At 71.6% G+C, this 22620-nt stretch carries 19 protein-coding genes; 6 read left to right on the top strand and 13 right to left on the bottom strand.

Translation table 11 applies throughout. The features are described 5' to 3' along the window. Positions 1–205 precede the first annotated feature (205 nt). The gene (locus tag DEJ49_RS34710) at positions 206–1393 is read left to right on the top strand and encodes an aminoglycoside phosphotransferase family protein (protein ID WP_150187776.1); all 1188 of its coding nucleotides are present in this window, start codon (positions 206–208) and stop codon (positions 1391–1393) included. A 70-nt stretch (positions 1394–1463) separates the two neighbouring features. On the opposite strand, the gene DEJ49_RS34705 is transcribed toward DEJ49_RS34710, so the two are convergent. From DEJ49_RS34705 to DEJ49_RS34680, 6 genes are all read right to left on the bottom strand, one after another. Further along, the gene (locus DEJ49_RS34705; protein WP_150187775.1) at positions 1464–4604 is read right to left on the bottom strand and encodes a ThuA domain-containing protein; all 3141 of its coding nucleotides are present in this window, start codon (positions 4602–4604) and stop codon (positions 1464–1466) included. A gap of 59 nt (positions 4605–4663) precedes the next feature. Further along, positions 4664–5482, bottom strand: a complete 819-nt coding sequence (locus DEJ49_RS34700) for a sugar phosphate isomerase/epimerase family protein (RefSeq protein ID WP_223833125.1) — start codon at positions 5480–5482, stop codon at positions 4664–4666. 74 nt (positions 5483–5556) lie between these two features. Next, positions 5557–6771 (bottom strand): ABC transporter substrate-binding protein, encoded by a 1215-nt coding sequence (locus DEJ49_RS34695; protein ID WP_150187773.1) that lies wholly within the window; start codon positions 6769–6771, stop codon positions 5557–5559. Further along, on the bottom strand, positions 6768–7778 hold the full coding sequence (locus DEJ49_RS34690) for an ABC transporter permease (RefSeq protein WP_150187772.1): 1011 nt from the start codon (positions 7776–7778) through the stop codon (positions 6768–6770). The genes DEJ49_RS34695 and DEJ49_RS34690 overlap by 4 nt, the downstream gene beginning before the upstream one ends. Beyond that, positions 7775–8779 carry an ABC transporter permease gene (locus DEJ49_RS34685; protein WP_223833124.1) on the bottom strand — a complete coding sequence of 335 codons (1005 nt, stop codon included), beginning with the start codon at positions 8777–8779 and terminating at the stop codon, positions 7775–7777. The genes DEJ49_RS34690 and DEJ49_RS34685 overlap by 4 nt, the downstream gene beginning before the upstream one ends. Beyond that, a complete protein-coding gene (locus DEJ49_RS34680) occupies positions 8776–10335 on the bottom strand; it encodes a sugar ABC transporter ATP-binding protein (protein WP_150188685.1) in 1560 nt (519 codons plus the stop codon). Before DEJ49_RS34680 ends, DEJ49_RS34685 begins: the two co-directional genes overlap by 4 nt. A gap of 199 nt (positions 10336–10534) precedes the next feature. Between DEJ49_RS34680 and DEJ49_RS34675 the strand changes: the two genes are divergently transcribed. Further along, positions 10535–11731 carry an ROK family transcriptional regulator gene (locus DEJ49_RS34675; protein WP_150187771.1) on the top strand — a complete coding sequence of 399 codons (1197 nt, stop codon included), beginning with the start codon at positions 10535–10537 and terminating at the stop codon, positions 11729–11731. 133 nt (positions 11732–11864) lie between these two features. Further along, entirely contained in the window at positions 11865–12698 is an 834-nt protein-coding gene (locus tag DEJ49_RS34670; RefSeq protein WP_150187770.1) for an alpha/beta hydrolase, read from the top strand. A 75-nt stretch (positions 12699–12773) separates the two neighbouring features. Here DEJ49_RS34670 and DEJ49_RS34665 read toward each other — a convergent pair whose 3' ends face one another. The 3 genes from DEJ49_RS34665 to DEJ49_RS34655 are packed head-to-tail and all read right to left on the bottom strand — an operon-like array spanning position 12774 to position 14584. Then, the gene (locus DEJ49_RS34665) at positions 12774–13388 is read right to left on the bottom strand and encodes a putative immunity protein (protein WP_150187769.1); all 615 of its coding nucleotides are present in this window, start codon (positions 13386–13388) and stop codon (positions 12774–12776) included. Between the two features lie 52 nt (positions 13389–13440). Further along, entirely contained in the window at positions 13441–13896 is a 456-nt protein-coding gene (locus DEJ49_RS34660; protein WP_150187768.1) for a DinB family protein, read from the bottom strand. Positions 13897–13903: 7 nt separating this feature from the next. Further along, a complete protein-coding gene (locus DEJ49_RS34655) occupies positions 13904–14584 on the bottom strand; it encodes a class I SAM-dependent methyltransferase (RefSeq protein WP_150187767.1) in 681 nt (226 codons plus the stop codon). A 104-nt stretch (positions 14585–14688) separates the two neighbouring features. Between DEJ49_RS34655 and DEJ49_RS34650 the strand changes: the two genes are divergently transcribed. The 3 genes from DEJ49_RS34650 to DEJ49_RS34635 all read left to right on the top strand — a co-directional run bounded on the left by DEJ49_RS34650 (position 14689) and on the right by DEJ49_RS34635 (position 17829). Beyond that, on the top strand, positions 14689–14961 hold the full coding sequence (locus tag DEJ49_RS34650) for a hypothetical protein (RefSeq protein ID WP_150187766.1): 273 nt from the start codon (positions 14689–14691) through the stop codon (positions 14959–14961). 326 nt (positions 14962–15287) lie between these two features. Beyond that, positions 15288–17279, top strand: a complete 1992-nt coding sequence (locus tag DEJ49_RS34640) for an N-acetylmuramoyl-L-alanine amidase (RefSeq protein WP_150187765.1) — start codon at positions 15288–15290, stop codon at positions 17277–17279. A 106-nt stretch (positions 17280–17385) separates the two neighbouring features. Beyond that, entirely contained in the window at positions 17386–17829 is a 444-nt protein-coding gene (locus DEJ49_RS34635) for an NUDIX hydrolase (RefSeq protein WP_223833123.1), read from the top strand. Here the strand turns inward: DEJ49_RS34635 and DEJ49_RS34630 are convergent. The 4 genes from DEJ49_RS34630 to DEJ49_RS34610 form a co-directional block, all read right to left on the bottom strand. Next, complete coding sequence (locus tag DEJ49_RS34630) at positions 17734–19197, bottom strand: FtsW/RodA/SpoVE family cell cycle protein (protein WP_223833122.1); 1464 nt, start codon at positions 19195–19197, stop codon at positions 17734–17736. The two genes, DEJ49_RS34635 and DEJ49_RS34630, sit on opposite strands and share 96 nt — an antisense overlap. Continuing rightward, positions 19185–20366: an LCP family protein gene (locus tag DEJ49_RS34625; protein WP_150187764.1), complete on the bottom strand. Its 1182-nt coding sequence runs from the start codon at positions 20364–20366 to the stop codon at positions 19185–19187. Before DEJ49_RS34625 ends, DEJ49_RS34630 begins: the two co-directional genes overlap by 13 nt. An 82-nt stretch (positions 20367–20448) precedes the next feature. Continuing rightward, positions 20449–21915, bottom strand: a complete 1467-nt coding sequence (locus tag DEJ49_RS34620) for a sensor histidine kinase (RefSeq protein ID WP_190329550.1) — start codon at positions 21913–21915, stop codon at positions 20449–20451. Further along, positions 21905–22582, bottom strand: a complete 678-nt coding sequence (locus DEJ49_RS34610) for a response regulator transcription factor (RefSeq protein ID WP_150187762.1) — start codon at positions 22580–22582, stop codon at positions 21905–21907. Before DEJ49_RS34610 ends, DEJ49_RS34620 begins: the two co-directional genes overlap by 11 nt. Positions 22583–22620: the final 38 nt, after the last annotated feature.

Below are 22620 nucleotides of genomic sequence, written 5' to 3'. Positions count from 1 at the left end.
ACAGTAACCCTCTGTCAGTTGCTGAGCGACTATTCGCCAGGGTTCGCCAGGGTGCGCCACATGGTGTGCCAGGGGACGGCGGGTGTCAGGTAGGAGTGCGCCACCCCGACCCGGTCGCCGCAAGGCACTCCCCAGGGTGCACCCGAAGCGATCGGGCCGGGAGGCGCACGCAATTCACAGGCACACGAAGGGATCTGTATCGCCCATGTACGCAGCATCGTCCTCCGTGTCCGCCCCGCCCCGGCCGCTGCACCCGCGTCCCCCGGTCCACCGGAGCCGCGAGGTGACCCCGTCGTCGGGGAACGGTCCCTATCTGGAGCCGGTGCGCCCCGCGGGCGCGCCGCTGGGCGTCGGCCGCACGCCCCGCATGCCGGGCGCCGGCACGCAAACGCTCAGCGGGAGACTCGACTTGTCCGGCCCCCAGGGGGCGCAACTGCGCACCGCGATCGCCTCGGTGCACCGCATCTGCCCCGAGTTCAATCCGGTGCAGGTGCTCCGCAGAAGTGGTCGCACCGTGCTGCTCGTCGGCACGACCGGGCGCAGCACCGCCGTCGCCAAGTGTCTGCTGGACCACTCGCCCGGCTGGGCGGAGCGGATCAGGCACGAAATAGCGGTATACCGTTCATTCGTCCGGCACCGCCCGCCGGTCCGTGCGCCGCGGCTCATCGCGGCCGATCCGGACGACTGCACACTGGTGATCGAGCGAATGCCCGGACGGGTGGCGGCGCTGCACCGGCATCCCATCGAGTCCCCGCCGCGTCCGGACATCCGGGCGGCGCTGAGCTCCATCTGCCGCCTCAACCAGTGGCGGCCGCCGGCCGAGATGTTCGGCAAGCCGATGGACTACGGCAAGCGCATCACCCGCTTCCACGAGCTGGGCCTGCTGACGGACCGCGACATGGGCGACCTGCAGAAGCTGCTGCACGGCATCGCGCACTCCGTCGCGCATCAGGGCCAGGGTCACCAGGCGATGTGGCAGTTCTGCCACGGCGACGCCCTGCTGTCGAACATCCTGCTCTCGCCTCCGGGGCCCGTCCTCGTCGACTGGGAGCACGCCGGCTGGTACCTGCCGGGGTACGACCTGGCGACCCTGTGGTCGGTGCTCGGGGACGCCCCGGTGGCGCGGCGCGAGATCAGTCAGCTGGCGCAGGCGGCGGGCCCGGCGGCGCGTGACGCGTTCCTGGTCAACCTGATGCTGGTCCTGACCAGGGAGATCCGTACGTACGAAACGGCCGTGCAGCGTTCGATGCACGACGCGGCCCCGGCGGCACCGGGCCCGGCCCATCCCGGTGCTGCGCCGTCCGGCGAGGAACAGCGGCTGCTGCTGAGGCGGCTGCACGACGACTGCCAGCTGGCCCGCCGGGCCGTGCGTGCGGCGGTCGGCACTCGCTGACGGGGAAACAGGTCCGCGGTGCGCTTTGGACAGGGGCGCACCGCGGACCCTTCGTTTGTGGCCGGGACGACTAGGGCGCCGAGAACCGCACCGCGTCGACGTCGAACGAGTTGTCCTGGGGCGACGTGAACACCAGGTACAGCTTGTGGGTTCCGGTCAGGGCCTCGACCGGGACGGCGGGTGTCGACCGGTAGGTGTCCCAGCCCCCGGTGTCGGGGACGGGGGTCGTGGCGAGCAGCTTGCCGTCGGGTGCGTCGGCGCGCAGCTCGATGGAGCCGACGCCGTACGGCGAGGACAGCTGGTACGCGACCTTGCCGATGCCCTCCACGCTCATCGGGTCGAAGGCGATCCAGTCGCCGTTGCTGATGTCGCCGACGCGCTTGCCGTTCTCGGCCCCTTCCTGCGGGACGACGCGCGTCCCCGACTGGTCGTCGCGGTACTCGGCCTGCTTGTGCTTGGGCTGCAGCACGGATCGGCCGTACCCGGTCAGGGCGCTGACTCCGTCGCCGCCCTTGTCGGTGTACTTGGCGTTGAGGACGTACGTGAGGTCGGCGCCCTCGGGGTGTCCGCCGAGGTCACCGGTGTCGACGGTCCCCTCGCAGCCGGGGAGGTCGGTGGTGGGGTGCTCGTGGTCGTCGTGGCCGAGTGCCGGGTTGACCGTCACCTTCGAGCAGTCGACGGTGCCGTCCTCCGGGTCGGTCACGGTGACCTTGTACGGGATCTTGTCGCCGAAGTCGATGAGCTTGCCGTGGACGGGCGTCTCGATCGTCACCTTGGGCGCGGTGTTGCCTGCGGTGACGGGGACGTTGGCGTAGCCGGACTTGCCCGTGGAGTCGGTGACCTTGAGCTGGGCGTTGTAGTCGCCCTTGGTCGTGTAGATGTGGGAGGGGTTGGGTTCCGTCGAGTCGTAGGTGCCGTCGCCGTCGAAGTCCCAGGCGTAGCCGAGGGCGTCGCCGTCGGGGTCGGTGCTGCCCGTGCTGGAGAAGTCGACCTTCAGCGGGATGGGTCCGTCGGTGGCGGACGCCTTGGCCTTGGCGAGCGGGATGCGCTGGCCTTGTGCGTAGTCGACGCGGTAGAGCCCGGAGTCGTTGTTGCCGCCGCCGAACTCGCTGCCCCACTCCAGGACGTACAGCGATCCGTCGGGGCCGAAGGTCATGTCCATGGGCTTGGCGAACTTCGCCGATTTGAGGAAGTCGTTGATCTTGAGCAGCTTGCCGTCCTGGTCGAAGCGGATCTCCTTCACGGAGTCGCGTGCCCACTCGTAGAAGAAGTTCGCGCCGTCGAAGTAGGCGGGGAACTTCGTCGTGGAGGGGTTCTTCGCGTCGTAGTGGTAGACGGGTCCGCTCATGGGTGCGGAGCCGCCGGAGCCCATTTCGGGGAACTCTTGGGAGGTGCCGTAGCCGTACCAGATCTCGGGCTGCTCCAGGGGCGGCAGGTCCTTCAGGCCCGTGTTGTTGGGTGACGGGTTGACGGGCTTGGCGCAGTCGAACTTGGGGCCCGCCTTCTGGGTGTCGGGGTCGTAGGGCGCGTAGGCCTGGTTGTTGCCGTGGCAGAAGGGCCAGCCGAAGTTGCCGGCCTTCTTGATGACGTTGTACTCGACCAGGCCCTCGGGGCCGCGTTCCGTGGTGGGGCCGCCGCGGTCGGGGCCGTAGTCGGAGGCGTGCACGTACCCCGTCCGGGGGTCGACGGTGAAGCGGAACGGGTTGCGGAAGCCCATGGCGTAGATCTCGGGGCGGGTCTTGGGCGTGCCCTGCTGGAAGAGGTTGCCCTTGGGGATGGTGTAGCCGCCCTTGTCCTTGGGTTTGATGCGCAGGATCTTGCCGCGCAGGTCGTTGGTGTTGCCCGCGGTGCGGGCGGCGTCCAGCATCTGTTTGCCGGGGCGCCAGTCGAGGGGGGCGTAGCCCTGCCAGGCGGGGTCGAGGTTGGGCGGGGTGTCGTCGCCGACGCCGAGGTAGAGGGTGCGGTCGGGGCCGAACTCGACGGCGCCGCCGGTGTGTCCCGGCTCGGGGAAGGTGCGGTCGCGGTAGGCGGGGACGTCGAGGAGTTTCTTCTCGCTGGTGAGGTCGAGGGTGTTGTTCTTCCTGACCGTGAAGCGGGAGAGTCGGTTGACGTCGTCGGTGGCCTTGGCGGGCGCGTAGTAGAGGTAGATCCAGCGGTTGGTGGCGAACTTGGGGTCGAGCTCCATGCCGACCAGGCCGTCCTCGCCGCCCGTGTACACGTCGAGCTTGCCCGCGGTGGTGGTGGCGTGGGTCTTCGGGTCGAAGATCTTCACCTCGCCGCTGCGCTGGACGTAGAAGACCTTGCCGTCCTTGGCGACGTCGAGCTCCATGGGGTCGGCGGTGTTGTCGTCCAGGGCGGTCTTCTCGTAGCCGGACCAGACGGTGCCGCCGCAGTCGCCGGGAGCGTTGCCCGCGGCCCACTTGATGCCGCCGAGCACGTGTTCGCGGAAGGCGGGCTCGCTGTAGGAGGCCTTGTCGTGGCCCATGGCGGTGGCCCACACCTTGCCGCCCTCGGCGTTGCGGCACCAGGAGATGGGATGGTCGGCGCCCATCGCGGAGCCGCCCGGGTCGTACGTCGTCTCGTCCGCGGTCACCAGGACGTGGACGTCGCCTCGGGGGTTCTTGTCGAAGTTGTACCACTCCTCCGGGCGCTCCCAGCGCTCCGGCAGGCCCTTGGTGGAGGGGTGGGCGCGGTCGGCGACCTTGGCGGTGCCCTTGAGGACGCCCGGGGAGTGGGCGGGCATGTGGGCGCCCGCGTTGATGAGCTCGTCCCACCAGGGGAAGGAGTCCTCGACGCCCATGTCGAGCGTGTTGTGCAGGGCGACGACGCCCTTGCCGCTCTTCACGTACTTCTTCATGGCGTCGCGCTGCGCCTCGGTGTCCCAGACCATGCCGGAGTTCTGCAGCATGATGATGACGTCGAAGTCCTTGAGCTTGGCGTCGTCGAAGACGGTGGCGTCGTCGGTCCGGACGACCTCGAAGTTCTCCGTCGCCGCCTGCTCCTGCACCATCTGGACGCCGGCGGGGATGGAGTCGTGGACGTATCCGACGGCCTTGGTGAAGAGCAGGGCGCGGAAGGCGGGGGCCCTGTCGGCGGCCGTGGCTCCGGCGCCGGGCAGGAAGGCCACGGTGAGGAGCAGGGCGGCGGCCAGGGCGACGACCGCTCTTCGTGGACCCCTGAGACCTTGTGTGTCACGAGCATGACAGCTCATGAGTGGTCCTCTCTGTGTGGTCGGAACGGGTGTGCCGGATGCCGGAAGACGCGGAGTGTTCAGAGGGCCGCGAGGGTGCGGCGCAGGAAGCGCAGGCCGTCCGTGGCGAGCTCGTCCTGACCGCGGGCCAGGGGCCGCCAGACGGAGGCGGCGACCGCGATGGCGTCGTTGTGGGCGGTGAACGACTCGATGCACAGGGCGCCCCGGTACTCGGCCGCCCGCAGCGCGGCCAGGAAGCCGGGCCAGTCGAGGTGGTCGGCGCCCGGCGCGCCGCGGTCGTTGGCGCACACCTGGACGTGGACGATGCGCCCCGCCGCGACGGCCACGGCCTCGGGCAGGGAGTGCTCCTCGATGTTCTGGTGGTACGTGTCCAGGGCGATGCCGATGGCGTCACCGGGGAGGCCTTCGAGGGCGTCGAGGGTCTGGGCGACGGTGTTGAGCAGACTCGTCTCGTACCGGTTGAGGGGCTCGACGGCGATGCGGACCCCGGCGCGGGCCGCGTAAGCGACGACGGGGGCGATGTTGGCCCGCCACTCCTCGTAGGCCGCCGCGCGCACGGTGCGGTCCATGCGCCAGGTGCGGCCGACCGGCGCGTAGACGGGTCCGGCCACCACGGGGGCGCCGACCGCGTGCGCCGCGTCGACGCAGCGGCGGAGGTAGTCCTGCGTGGTGCGGGCGGTGACCGGGTCGGCGCGGACGAGGTTGCGGCCGTCGGACATGACCGCGACGACGGCGGCCGGGGAGATGCCGGTGGCGTCCAGGACCTTGGCGACGGCGGCGGGGTTCCAGTCGTCGGGGTTCTCCAGCGGGAGTTCCGCGCAGTCGAAGCCCCAGTCGGCGAGGCGGGGAAGGGTCTCGGCGAGTGCGTCGGTGGTCACGGGTGAGTGCCAGATCCAGGGGTTGGCGCCCAACTTCCAGACTGTGGAGCGCGGTTGAGGCCCGTCCGTCGGCGTCACTTCTTCCCTCCCCAGTCCTCGGGGTAGCCGGGCAGCTTCCGGCAGCCGCACATGGCGTAGTGCAGCGGCGGCATGTCGTCGCGGAGGTACTCGTCGAGGTTGGCCTGCGTGACGGTGGGCTGCGGCAGCTTCCACTCCTTGGGGACCGGCTTGCCGTCCAGGACGCGGAGGGCGGCGATGACGGGCGTACGCCACTGGAAGGTCGGATAGGTGGGGGCGATGGCGGTGAGCTTCTTCTCCTTCCAGGCCTCCAGGAAGTCCTGCTGGTCCTCGCCGGTGATGGGCGGTACGTCGACGCCCGCGTCCTCGAAGGCCTCGACGGCGGCGACCGCGGTGGCGCCGGAGTCCATCCACACGCCGTCGATGGAGCCGTGCCGGGAGATGGCGTCGGCGACGATGGACTTGGTCTTGGCGGGGTCGCCGTCGGTGAACTTCACGTCGGCGACGTCGAGTCGGCTCCTGTCGAAGGCGAGCTTCGCCGCGGACCAGCGGGTTTCGAGGACGTCGACTCCCGGTGAGATCCGCAGGGCGAGGATCTTCCCCTTCGGCTCGACCTCGTCGACGAGGAAGTCGGCGGCGACCGCGCCGTAGCCGTACCCGCCGATCGGGTTGACGAAGGTGACCGCGCAGTCCGTCTCGACGCCGCGGTCGAAGACGATGACGGGCAGCTTGCCGCAGGCCTCCTTCACGGCGGGGGTGAGAGTGGCGGTGGTGTTCGGGGAGACGATGAGGGCGTCGCAGTCCTTGTTCCCGGCGAGTTCCTGGATGTCGGAGATCTGCTTGTCGTCCTTGCCCTGCGCGTCGAGGACGGTGAAGTCGGAGATGTTCTCGTGCAGCTTCACCTCGGCCTTCATGGTCTTGAGGCCGACCTGCCGCCAGGGGTTGAAGACCCCCGCATTGGAGAAGCAGAGGTGCACGCCGCCCGAACCCTTCTTCTCGTACTGGGCGGTGCTGGTCATCTGTGGTTCGAGCATCTGCTCCCAGGGTTTGCCCGCCGGGCCCCGAGGGGTCTCGCGGGCGAGCGCCATCTGCCGTTTGTATTCGGACCGTTCGAAGAACTCGGACGGCTTGTCGCCATCGGTGTCCGTGCTTCCGCTCGCGGCGGCGGGCGCGTCGAGCGGGGTGTCGCTGGAGCACGCGGCGAGCAGGGCGCCCGACAGCAGGACGGCGGCCGGGGCGAGCATGCGTCTGCGGACCGTGCGGGGGTTCATGTGGGTGTCCCTCCCGAGGAGTGGGTACGACGACGGCGCAGCCGGGACCAGTCGGCGGCACCGATGCCGACGGCGGCGATGACGATGACGCCCTGGACGGTGGACTCCAGGGCGCCAGACACGCCCCGCAGATTGAGCAGGGTGAACAGGGCCTGCAGGGAGAAGGCGCCGGCCATCGCGGCGACGACGCTGCCGCGGCCGCCGCCGAGCACGACGCCGCCGAGGACCACGGCGGTGATCGCCTCGAACTCGTACCCTCGCCCTGCCTGCGCGGAGACGCCGGAGAAGCCACCGACGAGGACGGCGGCGAGCGCGGCGGCCACCCCGGAGAGGACGAAGGCGATGACGCGGGCCCGGTGCACGCGTACGCCCGACAGGGCCGCGGTGCGTTCGCTGTCGCCGGTCGCGACGAGCGTCCGGCCGAAGTCGGAGCGCATGAGGAGGACCGCGAGGGCGCCCGCGGCGAGGCAGGCGACGACGGCCCAGGGCAGCCAACCCAGCGCGGTGCCGCGGCCCAGCTGCCGGAAGTCCTGCGGGAGTTGGCCGTGCGGCGAGCCGCCCGTCCAGTAGAAGACGGCTCCTTCGAGGATCAGCATCATGCCGAGCGTGGTGATGAACGACGGGACGCGCAGCCAGGTGGTGATCAGGCCGTTCAGCAGCCCGGCGAGCGCTCCCGCGAGCAGCAGTCCGGCGGTGATGAGCAACCAGGGCGCGCCGGGGAACGAGCCGTAGACCTCGGCGGCCGCGACGACCCCGGCGGTCACGATCGCCCCCACGGACAGATCGAACTCGCCGCAGACGATGACCAGGTACTGGCCCGCCGCGAGGATCACCAGGGGCGCCGCCCGTTTGACGAAGGCGAGGAAGCGGTCGGGTTCGTAGAAGCCGATGTCGGTGACCGCGAGGAGGACGAGCAGCACCGCGAGGAGCGCGTAGACCGGAGCGCCGGTGCCGAGGGAGCGGACCACGCGCTGGTACGTCGCGCCGGTCGCCGTGGCCGTGGTCATGTGGGCCTCCTGCTGCCGCGCCGGGCGTAGAGGGCGACGGCGGCGATGATGACGACGCCGCGGACGACGTTCTTGAAGAACGGATCGACGCCGAGCTGGTTGAAGACGGAGTCCAGGACGGCGAGGACGAGGACGCCGCCCAGGGTGCCGACCACTCCCCCGCGGCCGCCCGCGAGCGCCGTGCCGCCGAGGACGACGGCGGCGATCGACTCCAGGTCGTAGCGGGCCTCCGTGCCGGCCCAGGGGGCGCCGGAGCCGAGGCGTGCGGCGAGGAACAGCGCGGCGGCGCCCACGCACAGCGAGCACAGGACGTGCGCGGCGACGACGGTGCGGCGGGTGCGGACGCCGGAGAGGCGTGCCGCGTGCTCGTCGCCGCCGGTGGCGTAGAGGTGGTGGCCGAAGCGGGTGCGGCGCGTGATCAGCCAGAGTGCGGCGGCGACCGCGAGGAGCAGGAAGAGGGAGACGGGGAAGGGACCGATGCGGTCGTAGCCGAGGTGCTGGAAGGAGACGGTGACCTTGCCCGCGGGGCCTGTGTAGTTGTCCTCGATCCAGCCGCGCAGGATGAAGGCGGTGCCGAGGGTGGCGATGAAGGCGTTGACCTTGAGTCCGGTGACGATGAGGCCGTTGGCGAGGCCGACGGCCGCCGAGAGGGCGAGGACGGCGAGGACCGCGGTGACGACGCCGCCGTCCTCCATGGTGGTGGCGGCGACGAGCGTGCCGAGGCTGATGAGGTAGGCCACCGACAGGTCGAGGGAGCCGGTGAGGATGACGGCGGTCTGGCCGACGGCGACGAGGCCGAGGGCGACGCAGTTCTGCAGGATGCCGACGATGTTGGCGAGGGTGAGGAAGTCTCCGCCGCGGGCGGCGACGACGATCCAGCCGAGTGCGGTGACGGCGGCGGCCGCGAGCCAGATGCCGACGGCCGGGTCGGCGAGCCGGCTCCGGTGGTGCCGGACGCTCGGTTTCACGGTGGGGGGCGGCGCGACGGCGGTGCCGGTCATGCGGCTCCTTCCTGTGCGGATCTGCCGGGCGCGGGCGGGGGCGGGGTGGGGCCACGGGCCGGTGGGGGCGCGCCGGGTGCCGGGGGTGCCTCGGGGTGTCCGGTGGCGAGGCGCATGACGTCCTCCTCGGCGGCGCCCGGCGGGAGTTCACCTGCGATGCGGCCGTCGGCCATGACGAGGATCCGGTCGCTCATGCCGATGAGTTCGGGCAGTTCGGAGGAGACGATGAGGACGGCGAGGCCTTCGCGGGCGAGGTCGCGGACGAGGGTGTGGATGGCGGCCTTGGCGCCGACGTCGACGCCGCGGGTCGGCTCGTCGAAGAGCAGGACGCGGGGCCGCGCGGCGAGCCATTTGGCGATGACGACCTTCTGCTGATTGCCGCCGGAGAGGTACTGGGTCTGCTGGTCCTGGCCGCGTGCGTGCAGGCGGACGCGTTCGAGGAGTGCGGTCGGCTCGCGGGCGGCGGGCGGCCTGTTCCGGTCGGGGACGGCGCGGGTGACGAGGAGGGCGTTGTCGCGTACGGACTGGCGCAGGGCGAGGCCTTCGGCCTTGCGGTCCTCGGTGACCAGGGCGATGCCCGCGCGGATGGCCCGGCGCGGTGACGTGGGGCGCAGGGCGGTGCCGTCGACGGTCATGGTGCCCTCGGTGAAGGGCGCCGCGCCGAAGAGGGCGCGGGCCAGGGAAGTGCGGCCGGAGCCCTGGAGTCCCGCGACGCCGGTGACCTCACCCGCGCGCAGGGTGAGGTCGATGCCGGACAGGCGGCCGTTGCCGCCGCCGCGGACGCTCAGGCGGACGTCGCCGATGTCTTCGGGGCGGGCGCGGGGCGGGTAGTAGGCGCTCAGTTCGCGGCCGACCATGGCGCGTACGACCTGGTCGGTGTCGGTCCGCGCGGTGGGCACGGTCGTCACGTGGCGGCCGTCCTTGAGGACCGTGATGCGCTGCGACAGGTCGAAGACCTCGCGCAGGCGGTGCGAGATGTACAGGATGCCGAGTCCCCGGTCCGCGAGGCGGCGTACGAGCGCGTGCAGGAGGCCCGCTTCGTGGTCGGCGAGGGGAGCGGTCGGCTCGTCCATGACCAGCACGCGCACGTCGGAGGCGAGCGCCTTGACGATCTCGACGGTCTGTTGGCGGGCGACGGACAGGTCACGGACGTACGTGCGCGGCGTGATGCCCGGTACGCCGACCTCGTCGAGCAGGGCGGCCGTTCGTGTCTCCATCGTGCGGCGGTCGACGAGGCCGCGGCGGGTGGGCTCGCGGCCGAGGAAGACGTTCTCGGCGACGGTGCGGTGGGCGAGGAGCGCGAACTCCTGGTGGATGATGCCGATTCCGGCGGCCTGCGCCTGCGCGGGATGCGTGAAGGCGTGCTCCGTGCCGTCGAGCGTGATCGTGCCCTCGTCCGGTATGTGTTCGCCGGCGAGGATCTTCATCAGGGTCGACTTTCCCGCGCCGTTCTCGCCGACGAGGGCGTGCACCTCGCCCGCGGCCAGATCGAGTGAGACCCCGTGCAGCACGCGCACCCCGAGAAAGCTCTTGGACACTCCGCGCATCGTCAGCATCGTGCGGTTCACCTGGCTTGCCTGTATCGCCTGCACCCTCGGCTCCTTCGGCAGCGGTCTGCAGAGCAATGTGATGAGCGCGCTTTGACCTGTCAAGGGCTCAAGCGCGTTTCTGTGTGCGGCAATTGACGGGTACTTAGGTCGGCGATCGAACAGCATCGGCCTTGTGAGCAGCGAAAGTCGTCCCTAAGGTTGCGGCATGTCTGGAGCGCCGGATCATCTGCCCGCAGCCGTGCCGTCCTCGCCCGGTGAGGTGCTCGCCCTGCTGCGCACCGGTGCGGCGGAGACGCGTGCGGACATCGCCCGGTTGACCGGTCTCGCGCGGTCGACGGTCTCGCAGCGCGTGGACGCGCTCATCGCGCACGGCTTCCTCGCGGAGGAGGCCGACGGCGGCTCGACGGGCGGGCGGCCGCCGCGCAGGCTCCGGCTGCGGACCCGCGAGCACGCGGTGGCGGGCGTGGACCTGGGCGCGTCGCACTGCCGGGTGGCGCTCATGGACATCGGCGGCGAGACGCTGGCGCTGCGCGAGGACCCGCTGTCCATCGCGGACGGGCCGCAGGCCGTTCTCGGCCACGTGGAGCGGACGCTGCGCACCCTGCTCAAGGAGTCGGGGCGGGACGCGGGGGGCCTCAAGTCGATCGGTGTCGGCGTGCCCGGGCCCGTCGAGTTCTCCACGGGCCGGCCGGTGGATCCGCCGATCATGCCGGGGTGGCACCAGTTCCCCATCCCCGAGTTCTTCGCCGACCGGTTCGGCCCGCGGGCCCTGGTCGACAACGACGTGAACGTGATGGCGCTGGCCGAGCAGCGCCGCGCCTTTCCGGACACCCGCTACCTCCTGTACATCAAGGTGGGCACGGGCATCGGCTGCGGCATCGTCGCCGACGGGAGGCTGCACCGAGGGGCGCAGGGCAGTGCGGGCGACATCGGGCACATCCGGGTCGGTGATGTGGAGGATCCCTGCCGGTGCGGCAACACGGGCTGCCTGGAGGCGGTCGCGGGTGGCGCCGCGCTCGCCCGCAGGTTGTCGGCGCTCGGCCTGGATGCCACGTCGGGCAGCGATGTCGTACGTCTGGTCAAGTCGGGCAACCGTGACGCCGTGCGCATGGTCCGTGAGGCGGGCCGTGCGGTCGGCGAGGTGCTCGCCGGCCTGGTGAACTTCTTCAACCCGGACACGGTGGTCGTCGGCGGGGCGCTCGCCGCCGTCCACGACCAGCTCCTCGCGGGCGTCCGGGAGGCCGTCTACCGCCGCTCGCATCCGCTGGCCACGCATGTGCTGCGCATCGAGCCGAGCCGTACCGGGGAGAACGCGGCGGCGATCGGTGCGGGGATCCTCGCGGTCGAGCACGCGCTCTCGCCGCGGCAGGTGGACCGCGTCCTGTCGGGCGCGGCGCGCTGACACCCGTAGGGGTCCCTCCGCGGACACACGCGTCCCACCCGTGACGGTGCGATCCGGCAGGGCGGGCGGCAGTATCGGCCAACACCGTCGAATCCCCCTGACCGCACGGCGCCGGTGACCGTAGCGTCTGGGTATGTCCGCAACCGACGCAGAGCAGATCGACCGGGCCAATTCCTCCGACCGCACACCGGCCGTCTTCGTGCACGGCCTGTGGATGCTGGCGAGCAGCTGGGACCACTGGCTGCCGCACTTCGAGGCCGCGGGGTTCGCCCCGGTCGCCCTGACGTGGCCCGGCGAAGCGGCGACGACGACCGAGGCCAGGCAGTACCCCGAGACCATCGCGGGCCGCACGGTCGGGCAGGTCGCCGACCATCTGGCGGGCCTCATCGGCACGTTGGAGCGCAAGCCCGTGGTGATCGGGCACTCCGTCGGCGGGCTGCTCACGCAGATCCTCGCGGGCCGGGGCCTCTCGGCGGCGTCGGTGGCCATCGACCCGGCGCCGTTCCGCGGCGTCCTCGCGATGCCCCTGACGACGGTGCGTTCGCTGATCCCGATGATCGCGAACCCCGCCGACCGCAAGCGCGCGAAGCCTCTGACGTACCAGCAGTTCCGCTACGCCTACGCCAACGCAGTCAGCGAGGAGGAGGCCCGCTCCATCTACGAGCGGTACGCCGTGCCCGCGCCGTGCGCCCCGCCCATGCAGGCGGCCCTCGCCAACTTCAACCCCCGCACGGAGGTGAAGGTGGACTGCCGCAATCCGCAGCGCGGCCCGCTGCTCGTCATCTCGGGCGGCAAGGACAACGCGATTCCGTGGGCGCTCGCCAGCGGCGCGTACAAGCGGCAGAAGCGCAATCCGGGCGTCACGGAGATCGTCGAGCTGCACGGAAGGGACCATGCGCTGACGCTCGACAGCAGGTGGCGTGAGGTCGCGGACGTGGCGCTCGCGTTCGTACGGCGTTTCGTCTGACGGGTTCGGGGCGCGGCCTCGGGCACGAAAGAGCCCCGACTGGACGGGGGAGACCAGAACGATCTTCCCCAGGGGCTACAGATGAGGCCCGGGGACACCGCCCCCTCCGCCGCCACACCCAGGGCGCAGGTGCGCGTCCAGTTCGCGGATCAGCTCGCCCACCCGTCCCCCGCCGGCCGGTGCCGCCGGATAGCGTGCGAGTACGTCGACGACGGCCGGTGTCGCCCGGCGCGCCGCCCGCTCGACACGCTCGGCTCCGACGGTCCTGTCGTCCCCGGCCGCGAGCTCGGCCGCACGCGCCGCATGGGCCGACGCTCCCAGGATGTGTTTGACCTGGGTGGCCTTGGCCAGCGGGTGCAGATAGGCGGCTCCGGCCGCGGCCATCGCCGCACGCGCCGCCTCCTGCGCGGGCCCGGCCTCCGCTTCCTTGGCCGCCTTCAGCGCCGCCCAGGCGGTGTCGCGGAGGCGCTTTCCGCGCTCGCCTCCCCCGGCGAACTCCCTCGCCGCGTCGATCGCGTCCCGCGGGCGCGCGTCGTCCGGCCGGTCGGCCTCGAAGACCGCGAGCACCTCCGCCGCACACGCCGCGGCGAACGCGGTGACCTCGCGGAGGTCCTGTGTGCCGAGGTCGACCTCCGTCGCACTCGCGCCGTCCCTGGCTGCTGTTCCGCTCTTTCCGCTCTCCCCTGCCATGCGTCCATCTTCACCTGCCCGCAACCCGCCTTCATCCGCCTTCACCCGCCTCTCAGCGGCCGGTGGTTCCGTCGATCCGCTCGCGCAGGATGTCCGCGTGGCCCGCGTGGCGGCCGGTCTCCTCGATCATGTGGACGAGGACCCACCGCATCGACGGGACGGGGCCCCGGCGGCGGGCACGGGGAGCAGGCAGCTTCAGGTCCGGGCAGGCGTCGATGATCACGTTCGCCCGCTCGACGGTCTTCCGGTACTCGGCCCGCAAGCTCTCGACCGTGTCCTCCGCGGACGGCCTCATGGTCGCCTGCCAGTCGGCGGGCTCTTCGCCGAGGAAGTAGAACCGTTCGACGGACGCCAGGTGCTTCAGCAGTCCGAGCAGGCTCGTGCCCGACGGGACTCCGCCCGTGCGGACCTGTGGTTCCGGCACGCCGTCGACCTTGTCCGCGATCGAGTTCCGCAGCTGGTCGAGGACGTTCCGGAGGATCGTCTTCTCGTCGTCGTCCGTCGGCATGGAGTCGTCACTCCGATTCCGTGGCGGGCCGGAGGAGTCCGGCGGTGGACTGGATGAGGAGGACGTGGTCGACGACTGTCGCGGTCTCGCCCGCGGGGCCCGTGGCCCGGCGCCGGGACGCCTCCGCCCGCAGCACCGGCCAGCGCGTCGGGTCGAGGCCCAGATCGGCGGCCACCTCTTCCGGGGCCGGGTGGTGGGCGTCGGGGTCCTGGTTCCAGGACCAGGGCGCCGTGGAGCCGTGGTCGACGATCAGGAGGAGCCCGCCGGGGCGCAGGGCGAGCGCGGCGGCACGCAGGACGTGGGTGCGGAGCAGCGGGAACGGGGTGTGGAAGTACTGGGCGGAGACGAGGTCGAAGCGGCCCGTCGGGAACCCTCCGGCGAGATCGTGCCGCTGCGCGGTGATCCGCTCGGCGACACCGGCATGGCGCGCGCGTTCGCGCAGCCGCTCCACGGCCGTGCCGGAGATGTCCACGGCGGTGACGTGCCAGCCCTGCCGCGCCAGCCAGAGGGCGTCGCCTCCGGCACCGCACCCCAGGTCCAGGGCGGTGCCGGGTAGGAGCGGCGCGGCGGTCTCGGCGAGCAACGGGTTGACGCGGGTGCCCCAGTCCTGGTGGGTGCGGTAGTGCCGCTCCCAGAACTCGTGAGCGCTGTCGGCGGTGTTGTCGGTCGTGTTCTCGGTGGCGTCCATGTCGCCAGCTTCCGCAGCACCGTTTCGCTCCGGCAAGAAAAATTGCGGATCTGCGAAATGGCCGACGGGGGCCGCTGTCAGTGGCGGCTGGGAGGGTGGTCCGCATGGACAGCGACGACGAACAGCTGCTGCGCGGCCGGGTCTACGGCCAGGATCACGAGCGACCGGGCCCGCGCCCGGGCAAGTCCTATGCGGAGCTGGTGGGCGGCCCGTTGGACGGGCTGCTGCTCGACATCACCGGCTGGACGCGCGAGGAGGTCACCGCGGGCGTCGCTCTGCCGACCGAGCTGGGGCAATTCGGTGCCGGCGGCCGGTCGACGTACCGCCCGGGTCCTGACGGCCGGGCCCGGTTCGAGTGGGCCGGGGACATCAGATGAGTCCGGGGGTATCACGGATGCGCTCCGCGTCACGAGCGCCGCGGTCGTGGTCGCGACGCACGACCGGCAACTGCCGCGGGACCTCGCGGACTGGCCGCGTCGGGAGATCATTGGTCCACGCCACTGACGCACCGCAGGCGGTGGGGCCGCCGCATGCGAAAACTTGTCCGTACCTCGCCCTTGACCCATCAGGACCAGCGCTGACATGCGTAATTCCGGCCCCTGGGCATGATTGACGGATCGTCGGAGAGCCGGTACCACTGACGCACGCCCGGCCCCGCACGCCCCGTCACGCTTCACCGGCCCAGAAGTCCCAGGAGGCTGCATTGCGAGGATCCGACACCGCCCGTACGCCGTCCGCGCGCAGACGCACCGTCAGGACGGCGGGCGCCCTCGCGTCGGCCGGCCTGCTGGTTCCGCTGCTCGGCGCGGCCCCGTCACCGGGCGCACCCCAACAGGCCGCTCCGGACCGGCTGCAGGGAGCGTTCGCCGCGGCCGCCGACGAGTACCACGTGCCCCAGAGCGTGCTGCTCGGCGTCTCCTACCTGCAGTCCCGGTGGGACGCCCACGGCGGCGCGGCCAGCGTCACCGGGGGCTACGGCCCCATGCACCTCACCGACGCCCGCACCGCCCTGGCCTCGGCCCCGCACCACAGCGAGGGCACGGAGGACCCACGCGGCGACACCTCGCGCCCGGCTCCCCCGCCGAAGGCCGAGATCCCCGAGGAGTCCGAACTCCCCGCCCGCCTCAAGACGCTGCCGCGCGCCGCCGAGCTGAGCGGCCGGTCCGCCGCCGACCTGCGCACCGACCCGGCGGCGAACGTCGAGGGCGGCGCCGCCCTGCTCGCGGCCGCGCAGCGCAAGCTCGGCAAGCCGCTGAGCAGTGATCCCGCCGACTGGTACGGCGCCGTGGCCCGCTTCTCCGGCGCGGACGACGAGGCCACCGCGGCCACGTACGCCAACGACGTGTTCGCGGTGATCCGCGACGGCGAGCAGCGGACCACGGACGCGGGCCAGCGAGTGACCCTTGCGCCGGAGCCGGGGCTGCGGCCCGACGCGGCGCAGCTGGAGCGCGCGGGTCTGCGCAAGGCGCCCAAGGGCGAGACGGAGTGCCCGAAGACCGTGTCGTGCGAGTGGATCCCGGCGCCGTACGAGGAGTTCAAGGACCCCAACGGCAACCCGGACTACGGCAACCACGACCTGTCGGACCGGCCGAAGAGCCAGAGCATCGACACGATCGTCATCCATGACACCGAGGGCAGGTGGGAGGGCGTCCTGAAGATGGTGCAGGACCCGACCTACGTGTCGTGGCAGTACACCCTGCGCTCCACCGACGGACACATCGCCCAGCACGTGAAGGCCAAGGACGTCGCCTGGCACGCGGGCAACTGGTACGTGAACGCCAAGTCGATCGGTCTGGAGCACGAAGGTTTCCTCACCGCCCCCGACACCTGGTACACGGAGGCGATGTACCGCTCGTCGGCGCGGCTGGTGAAGTACCTCGCGAAGAAGTACGACATCCCGCTGGACCGGCAGCACATCCTCGGCCACGACAACGTCCAGGGCACCGTGACGTCGTCGATCCCGGGCATGCACACGGACCCGGGCCCGTACTGGGACTGGCAGCACTACTTCACGCTGCTCGGCAAGCCGTTCCACCGCACCGCGGGGCCGGAGGGAGGAGTGGTGACGGTGGCGCCCCAGTACTCCAAGAACCAGCCCGAGTACACGGGATGCGTCAAGCCCGGCGAGAAGTGCGTGCCGCACGGTTCGGCGGCGGTGCGCGTCCACACCGAGCCCCGTGACGACGCGCCGCTGATCAAGGACATCGGCAAGCGTCCCGGCGGCCAGGCCTCCACGATCGACGTGAACGACACGGGGGCGCGGCTCTCCACCGGCCAGCAGTACGCGGTCGCCGGGCGCGAGGGCGACTGGACGGCCGTCTGGTACCTCGGCCAGAAGGCCTGGTTCAAGAACCCGAAGAAGCAGCCCACGGCGGTCGACGCGAAGGGCCTCGTGGTGACGCCGAAGGCGGGGGCGAGCGAAGTGCCGGTGTACGGGCGCGCGTACCCCGAGAAGGAGGCCTACCCGGCCGGTGTGCCGGTGCAGAGCGTCTCGCCGCTGCCGTACAAGATCCTCGCGGGTCAGAAGTACGTGGTCGGTGACAAGGTGCCGGGCGAGTACTTCTACTCCCCCACGTTCGACACCGCGCCGCACAAGGTGGTCCGCGGCAAGGACATGTACTACGTGATCCAGTACGGGCACCGGGTCGGCTACGTGCGGGCGGCCGACGTCCAGGTGGCACGGTCGGGCAAGTAACCGCGCCGCACACCGTCGGGTCCGGGGCCGCGTGGGGGCGGTTCCGGACCCGACGTACGATCTGGAGCGGTCACATGGCGCGGGCGGGAACTCCGGAGGTGCACGGGTGGGCAAGCAGGCGAGCAATCAGGTGCGTTCACGTGTCTCGGCGTACGCCGTCGCGGCCGAGCGGGACGAGCTCCTGCTGACCCGGCTCTCGGCCGCGTCCCCCGTGTTCGAACCCGGTCTGTGGCATCTGCCCGGCGGCGGCGTCGACCCGGGCGAGCAGCCGGAGGAGGCGCTCGCGCGCGAACTGCGCGAGGAGACGGGGCTGGAACTCGTCGGCGCGCGGCTCGTGGACGCCCGGACGTACTCGGCGCGCAGGCTCGGGGTGAGCTGGCATCTGGTGGGGCTCTTCTACGTGGTCGAACTGGCGCCGGGTCCCGTCCAGGTCGCCGAGGCCGACGGCGCCACGTCAGACGTCGCCTGGCTGCCGCTGTCCGGTCTGGACGAGTCGGTGCTGTCCCCGGCCGCGGTCGACGGGCTCGGCATGATCGGCGCCCACATCTGACGGGGACGACTCGTACAGGTCCCTGCGGGCCTGGTTGCTGATGGCCAGGAGCAGCGCGACGATCAGCCAGTTGGCGACCATCGACGAGCCGCCCTGGGCGAGGAACGGCAGCGCCTTGCCGGTGAACGGCATCAGGCCGGTCACTCCCGCCACGATGATGAACACCTGGAACGCGATCACCAGGGACAGGCCCGCCGCGAGCAGTTTCCCGAACGGGTTGCCGCAGGTGAGGGCGGTACGGAAGCCGCGCGCGACGAGCAGGGTGTAGAGCAGCAGCACCGCCATCACTCCGGCGAGGCCGAGCTCTTCGCCGACGGTGGTGAGGATGAAGTCGCTGCGCCCTGCGAAGCCGATGAGTTCCGGGTGCCCCTGCCCCAGGCCGCTGCCCGTGACGCCGCCGCTGCCGAAGCTGAACAGCGCCTGCGCGGCCTGGTCCGAGATCAGGCCCGGCGGGCGCCGATCGGCGGGCAGGTAGATGTCGAAGGGGTGCAGCCAGGCCATCACCCGGCCCTTGACGTGCGGTTCGGTGGCGCCGACGGCGACGGCGCCCACCAGGGTCATGGCGATCCCGCACGCTACCCAGTTGGTGCGTTCGGTCGCGATGTAGAGCATGGCGACGAACACGCCGAAGAACAGCAATGACGTACCCAGGTCGCGTTCGAAGACCAGCACCAGCAGGCTCAGGAGCCACACCGCGGCGATCGGCCCGATCTGCCGGCCGTACGGCAGCGTCATGCCGAGCATGCGGCGTCCTGTGCAGGACAGGGCGTCGCGGTTGAGGACCAGGAAGCCCGCGAAGAACACCACGATGCTGACCTTCGCGAACTCGCCGGGCTGGAACGAGAGCGGGCCGAGGTACACCCATCGTTTGGCACCGTAGGTGTCCCCCGGGAAGAACGCGGGCGCCATCAGCAGGGCCATGGAGGCCGCCATGGTGACGTAGGGATAGCGCTGCAGCTGCCGGTAGTCCCGCAGCGCCCACAGCACGGCGATCGTGGCGGCCACCGCGAGGACGGTCCACACGAGCTGCCCGCCGCTCGCGGGCGCCGAGTCGAAACGCGCGGCGTAGGCGGGGTCCAGGCGTTGGATCAGGACAAGGCCGAGGCCGGTGAGGAGGAACGCGAGCGGCAGGATCAGCGGGTCGGCGTGGGGGGCGAATCTGCGGACGGCCAGATGGGCGGCGGCGGCCAGGCAGAGCTGGGAGACGGCGAAGTGGAGGAGCCGGGCGGGCGGGGTGCCCGTCATGGCGAGGCCCGCGGACGCGTAGCCGTAGACGACGACGGCGAGGGCGAAGGCGAGCAGCAGCGCCTCGGTGCGGCGGGCGTCGAGGGCGTGCGGACCGGCGCCGGGGGCGTTCAGTCCACGCACGGCACACCGCCCCCCGCGACCTTCGGGGAACGGTCATCGGACTTCTTCTCGCCCTGGTCGCCGGAGTTCTTGGCGCCCTTGTCGCCGGTCTCCTTCGTGGCCTGCCGCACCCTCTCGCGCACCAGGTCGCGGTCGACGATGTTCACGTCCTCGCCGTTGTGCCTGGCGAAGCTCTCCACCGGCAGGGTCGTGAACTCCACCTTGCCGCCGGTGAGGTTCTTGGCCTGCCGGACGAAGGAGAAGACGCCCCAGCCCTCGTCGAGGACGACGTTGTCCTTGGCGACGTTCTTCAGGTCGAGCAGGCGTGCCGGGTTGGTGAGGGTGCCGACGCTGTTCACCTGGTGCAGGGCGGAGGCGAGGAACGCCTGCTGGCGGCGGGTGCGGTCCAGGTCGCCCCGCTGCAGGCCGTGCCGCTGGCGTACGAAGGCGAGTGCCTGCTGCCCGTCGAGTTCCTGTCTGCCCGCGGGGAAGTCGGCGCCAGAGTAGCGGTCCTTCACCGGGTGGTTGAGGCAGACCTCGACGCCGTCGAGCGCGTCGGCCAGGCGGTAGAAACCGGAGAGGCTGACCTCGGCGAAGTGGTCGATGGGGACGCCCAGGAAGTCGCGCACGGTGCGGATCTGGGACTGCCGGCCCGCCTCACGGCCCGCGTGCTCCAGCTCGTGCGCGTCCGTGACGCCCTCGCCGCGCAGCTCGTCCTCCTTGGCCGCCTTCGCGAGCCCGTACGCCTTCTTGATCTTGTCCTTGCCGTACCCCGGTATGTCGACGAGGTCGTCGCGCGGGATGGAGAAGCCCTTGGCCTTGCCGCCGTCGGCCGGGACGTGCAGGAGGATCAGCGTGTTGGCGTTGTAGCCGCCGATGTCGGAGTTCCCGGCGTGCAGTTTCCTCAGCACATCCTTGGGGAGGTCGTCCCCGTTCTGGTCCTTCCGCGTGTCGAGGCCCATCAGCAGGATGTTCGTCGAGCCGTCCTTCGACTTGGGTGCGTCGGCGCCGAGGGCGGACGAGGAGCCGATGCTGTCGATCTCGCGGTACAGGTACCAGGCTGCGGCGCCGCCGCACAGCACCAGGACACCGGTGAGGACCAGCAGCGTGCGGCCGAGCCTGGCCCGGCGAGAGAGGCGGCGCGCGCGACGGCGTCGGGTGCGGGGTCCTGCGGCTCGGTGCTGGGGCATGGGGACGATCCTGAACGCCCGTTCCTGAACGGATCCTGAGGAGACGGAAGAGGCCTTCAGGAAGGCGGCTTCAGGAACGGCCTCACGGTCGCGGCGCGGTGTCCGCCGTCGGCAGGCGCAGGACCAGGCGCGCGCCGCGCCCGCTCGGCTCCACCCGCAGGCTCCCGCCGTGGGCGCGGGCGATCTCGCGGGCGATGGCGAGGCCGAGGCCCGTGCCGCCGCTGGCCCGGTTGCGGTCCGCCTCCAGCCGCGTGAACCGGTTGAAGACCTCCTCCGTCGCCTCCGGCGGGATGCCTGGCCCGTCGTCGGTCACGTCGAGGAGGGCTGTGCCGGTGGCCGGGTCCTTCGCCGTGCCGACGCGTACCTCGGAGTCGGCGAACCGCTGGGCGTTGTCCAGGAGGTTCGCGAGCAGCCGCTTCAGCTGTCCGGGATCGGCGCGTACGAGGACCGGGTCGTCGGCGGGTACGAGGAGCAGCGGAACCCGTGCCGAACGGCGCCGGGCGATCAGCTCGGCCGCGAGCAGCGACAGGTCGACGAGCTCCGTGTTCGGCGGCTGCTGTGCGTCGAGGCGGGCGAGGAGCAGGAGGTCGGCGGCGATGTGCTCCAGTCGTACGGTCGAGTCGAGTGCCTGGGCGAGGGAGGCCGCCGTGGCGGGGTCGGGCTTGTTGAGGAGGGCGAGTTCGAGTTCGGCGCGGGCGGCGGCGATGGGGTTGCGGAGCTCGTGCGAGGCGTCGGCGACGAACTGGCGCTGCCGGGTGACGGAGTGCTCGAGGCGTTCCAGGGTGTCGTTGACGGTCTCGGCGAGCCGGGTGATCTCGTCCTGGCCGCCCGGCGTGGGGACGCGGCGGCTGAGCCGGTCCGCGGAGACGGCGACGAGCTCTTCGCGCATGGACTCGACGGGCCGCAGCGCGGCGCCGGTCACCGTCCAGGCGATGAGTCCGGTGAGCAGGGCGACCAGCGGGCCGCCGACGAGGACGGTGACGCCGAGGGCCCGTTCGGCGTCGGCGACGGCGTCGAGGACGGTCAGCGCGTAGACGTAGAGGTCGCCGTCACCGCCCGGCGAGGGGGTGCGGACGACCGCGACGACGCTGGTGTGGCTGGCCAGCGCGGGGGCGGCGGCGAAATCCCGTACGGCCGAGTCCTCGCCGCGGCCGGGGCGGAACGCCGCGAGGACGGCGGCGCGGGCGGCCGGGTGCGGGGCGGTGCTGGCGAGCGGACGCCCCCGGTCGTCGAGGACGAGCACGGCGTCCACGCCGCCGTCGGGCTCCGGCAGGTCGCCGTGCGGGCGTCCCTGCCCGGCCGCGATGTCCGCGGCGGCCTGGCGGGCGGCGAGTTCGGTGCGGGCGCCCGCGTTGTCGATCAGGTTGCCGCGCAGGGTGACGTACAGCCAGCCGCCACCGATGGAGAGGGCCACGACCATGATGAGGACGGCGGCGGCGGTGGCCCGGCCGCGCAGGGTGCGGGGGATGCGGGGGCGGAGGCCGCGGATGCGGCGGGGGCCGCGGAGCCCGCGGGCGGCACCGGCCGCACGGGTGCCGTCAGGGGACATCGGGAGCCAGCCGGTAGCCGATGCCCCGCACCGTGCGGATGGTGTGCCGGCCGAAGGGCGCGTCGACCTTCTTGCGCAGCGAGCTGACGTACACCTCGACGATGTTGGGGTCGAGGTCGGCCGGCGAGTCCCACACCTCGTCGAGGATGTCCTGCTTGGAGACCGTGCCACCGTCCGCCGCCAGCAGACAGCCCAGCACCTCGACCTCCCTGGCGGTCAGCTCGACCGTCTGCTCACCGCGCCTGCAGAGCCGGGCGACGACGTCGAGGGTCAGGTCGCCGACCTGGAGGGTCGCGGGGCGCTCGCGCCCGGCGCGGCGGCCGAGGGCGCGCAGCCTGGCGAGGAGCACGACGAGGGAGAACGGCTTGGTGAGGTAGTCGTCCGCGCCCGCGTCGAGCCCGTCGGCCTCGTCGTACTCGCTGTCCTTGGCGGTGAGGATCAGGACGAGGGCGTGCTCGTCGTGGACGCGCAGCCTGCGGCAGACCTCCAGGCCGCTGAGCCCCGGCAGCATCAGATCCAGCACGATCACGTCGTAGCCACCGGTCAGCGCGAGGTCGAGGCCGGTGTGTCCGTCGTGGGCCACGTCCACCCAGTGGCCGTCCGAGGAGATGGCACGGCGCAGGGTGTCGGCGAGTGCGTGCTCGTCTTCGATGACCAGGATCTTCACGGTGCAAATATCACATATCCACCGGCCCCGGAGCTGAA

Source organism: Streptomyces venezuelae, assembly GCF_008642335.1.
Classification (GTDB): Bacteria; Actinomycetota; Actinomycetes; order Streptomycetales; family Streptomycetaceae; genus Streptomyces; species Streptomyces venezuelae_F.
The sequence above is the reverse complement of the archived record's forward strand: the minus strand, read 5'-3'. Positions and strand labels throughout refer to the sequence as shown.

Excerpts from the sequence above, each read along its gene's own strand:
- DEJ49_RS34710 (WP_150187776.1), top strand. The coding sequence starts at position 206 with ATGTACGCAGCATCGTCCTCCGTGTCCGCCCCGCCCCGGCCGCTGCAC.
- DEJ49_RS34705 (WP_150187775.1), bottom strand. The coding sequence starts at position 4,604 with ATGAGCTGTCATGCTCGTGACACACAAGGTCTCAGGGGTCCACGAAGA.
- DEJ49_RS34695 (WP_150187773.1), bottom strand. The coding sequence starts at position 6,771 with ATGAACCCCCGCACGGTCCGCAGACGCATGCTCGCCCCGGCCGCCGTC.
- DEJ49_RS34690 (WP_150187772.1), bottom strand. The coding sequence starts at position 7,778 with ATGACCACGGCCACGGCGACCGGCGCGACGTACCAGCGCGTGGTCCGC.
- DEJ49_RS34685 (WP_223833124.1), bottom strand. The coding sequence starts at position 8,779 with ATGACCGGCACCGCCGTCGCGCCGCCCCCCACCGTGAAACCGAGCGTC.
- DEJ49_RS34680 (WP_150188685.1), bottom strand. The coding sequence starts at position 10,335 with ATGCTGACGATGCGCGGAGTGTCCAAGAGCTTTCTCGGGGTGCGCGTG.
- DEJ49_RS34675 (WP_150187771.1), top strand. The coding sequence starts at position 10,535 with ATGTCTGGAGCGCCGGATCATCTGCCCGCAGCCGTGCCGTCCTCGCCC.
- DEJ49_RS34670 (WP_150187770.1), top strand. The coding sequence starts at position 11,865 with ATGTCCGCAACCGACGCAGAGCAGATCGACCGGGCCAATTCCTCCGAC.
- DEJ49_RS34665 (WP_150187769.1), bottom strand. The coding sequence starts at position 13,388 with ATGGCAGGGGAGAGCGGAAAGAGCGGAACAGCAGCCAGGGACGGCGCG.
- DEJ49_RS34660 (WP_150187768.1), bottom strand. The coding sequence starts at position 13,896 with ATGCCGACGGACGACGACGAGAAGACGATCCTCCGGAACGTCCTCGAC.
- DEJ49_RS34655 (WP_150187767.1), bottom strand. The coding sequence starts at position 14,584 with ATGGACGCCACCGAGAACACGACCGACAACACCGCCGACAGCGCTCAC.
- DEJ49_RS34650 (WP_150187766.1), top strand. The coding sequence starts at position 14,689 with ATGGACAGCGACGACGAACAGCTGCTGCGCGGCCGGGTCTACGGCCAG.
- DEJ49_RS34625 (WP_150187764.1), bottom strand. The coding sequence starts at position 20,366 with ATGCCCCAGCACCGAGCCGCAGGACCCCGCACCCGACGCCGTCGCGCG.
- DEJ49_RS34620 (WP_190329550.1), bottom strand. The coding sequence starts at position 21,915 with ATGTCCCCTGACGGCACCCGTGCGGCCGGTGCCGCCCGCGGGCTCCGC.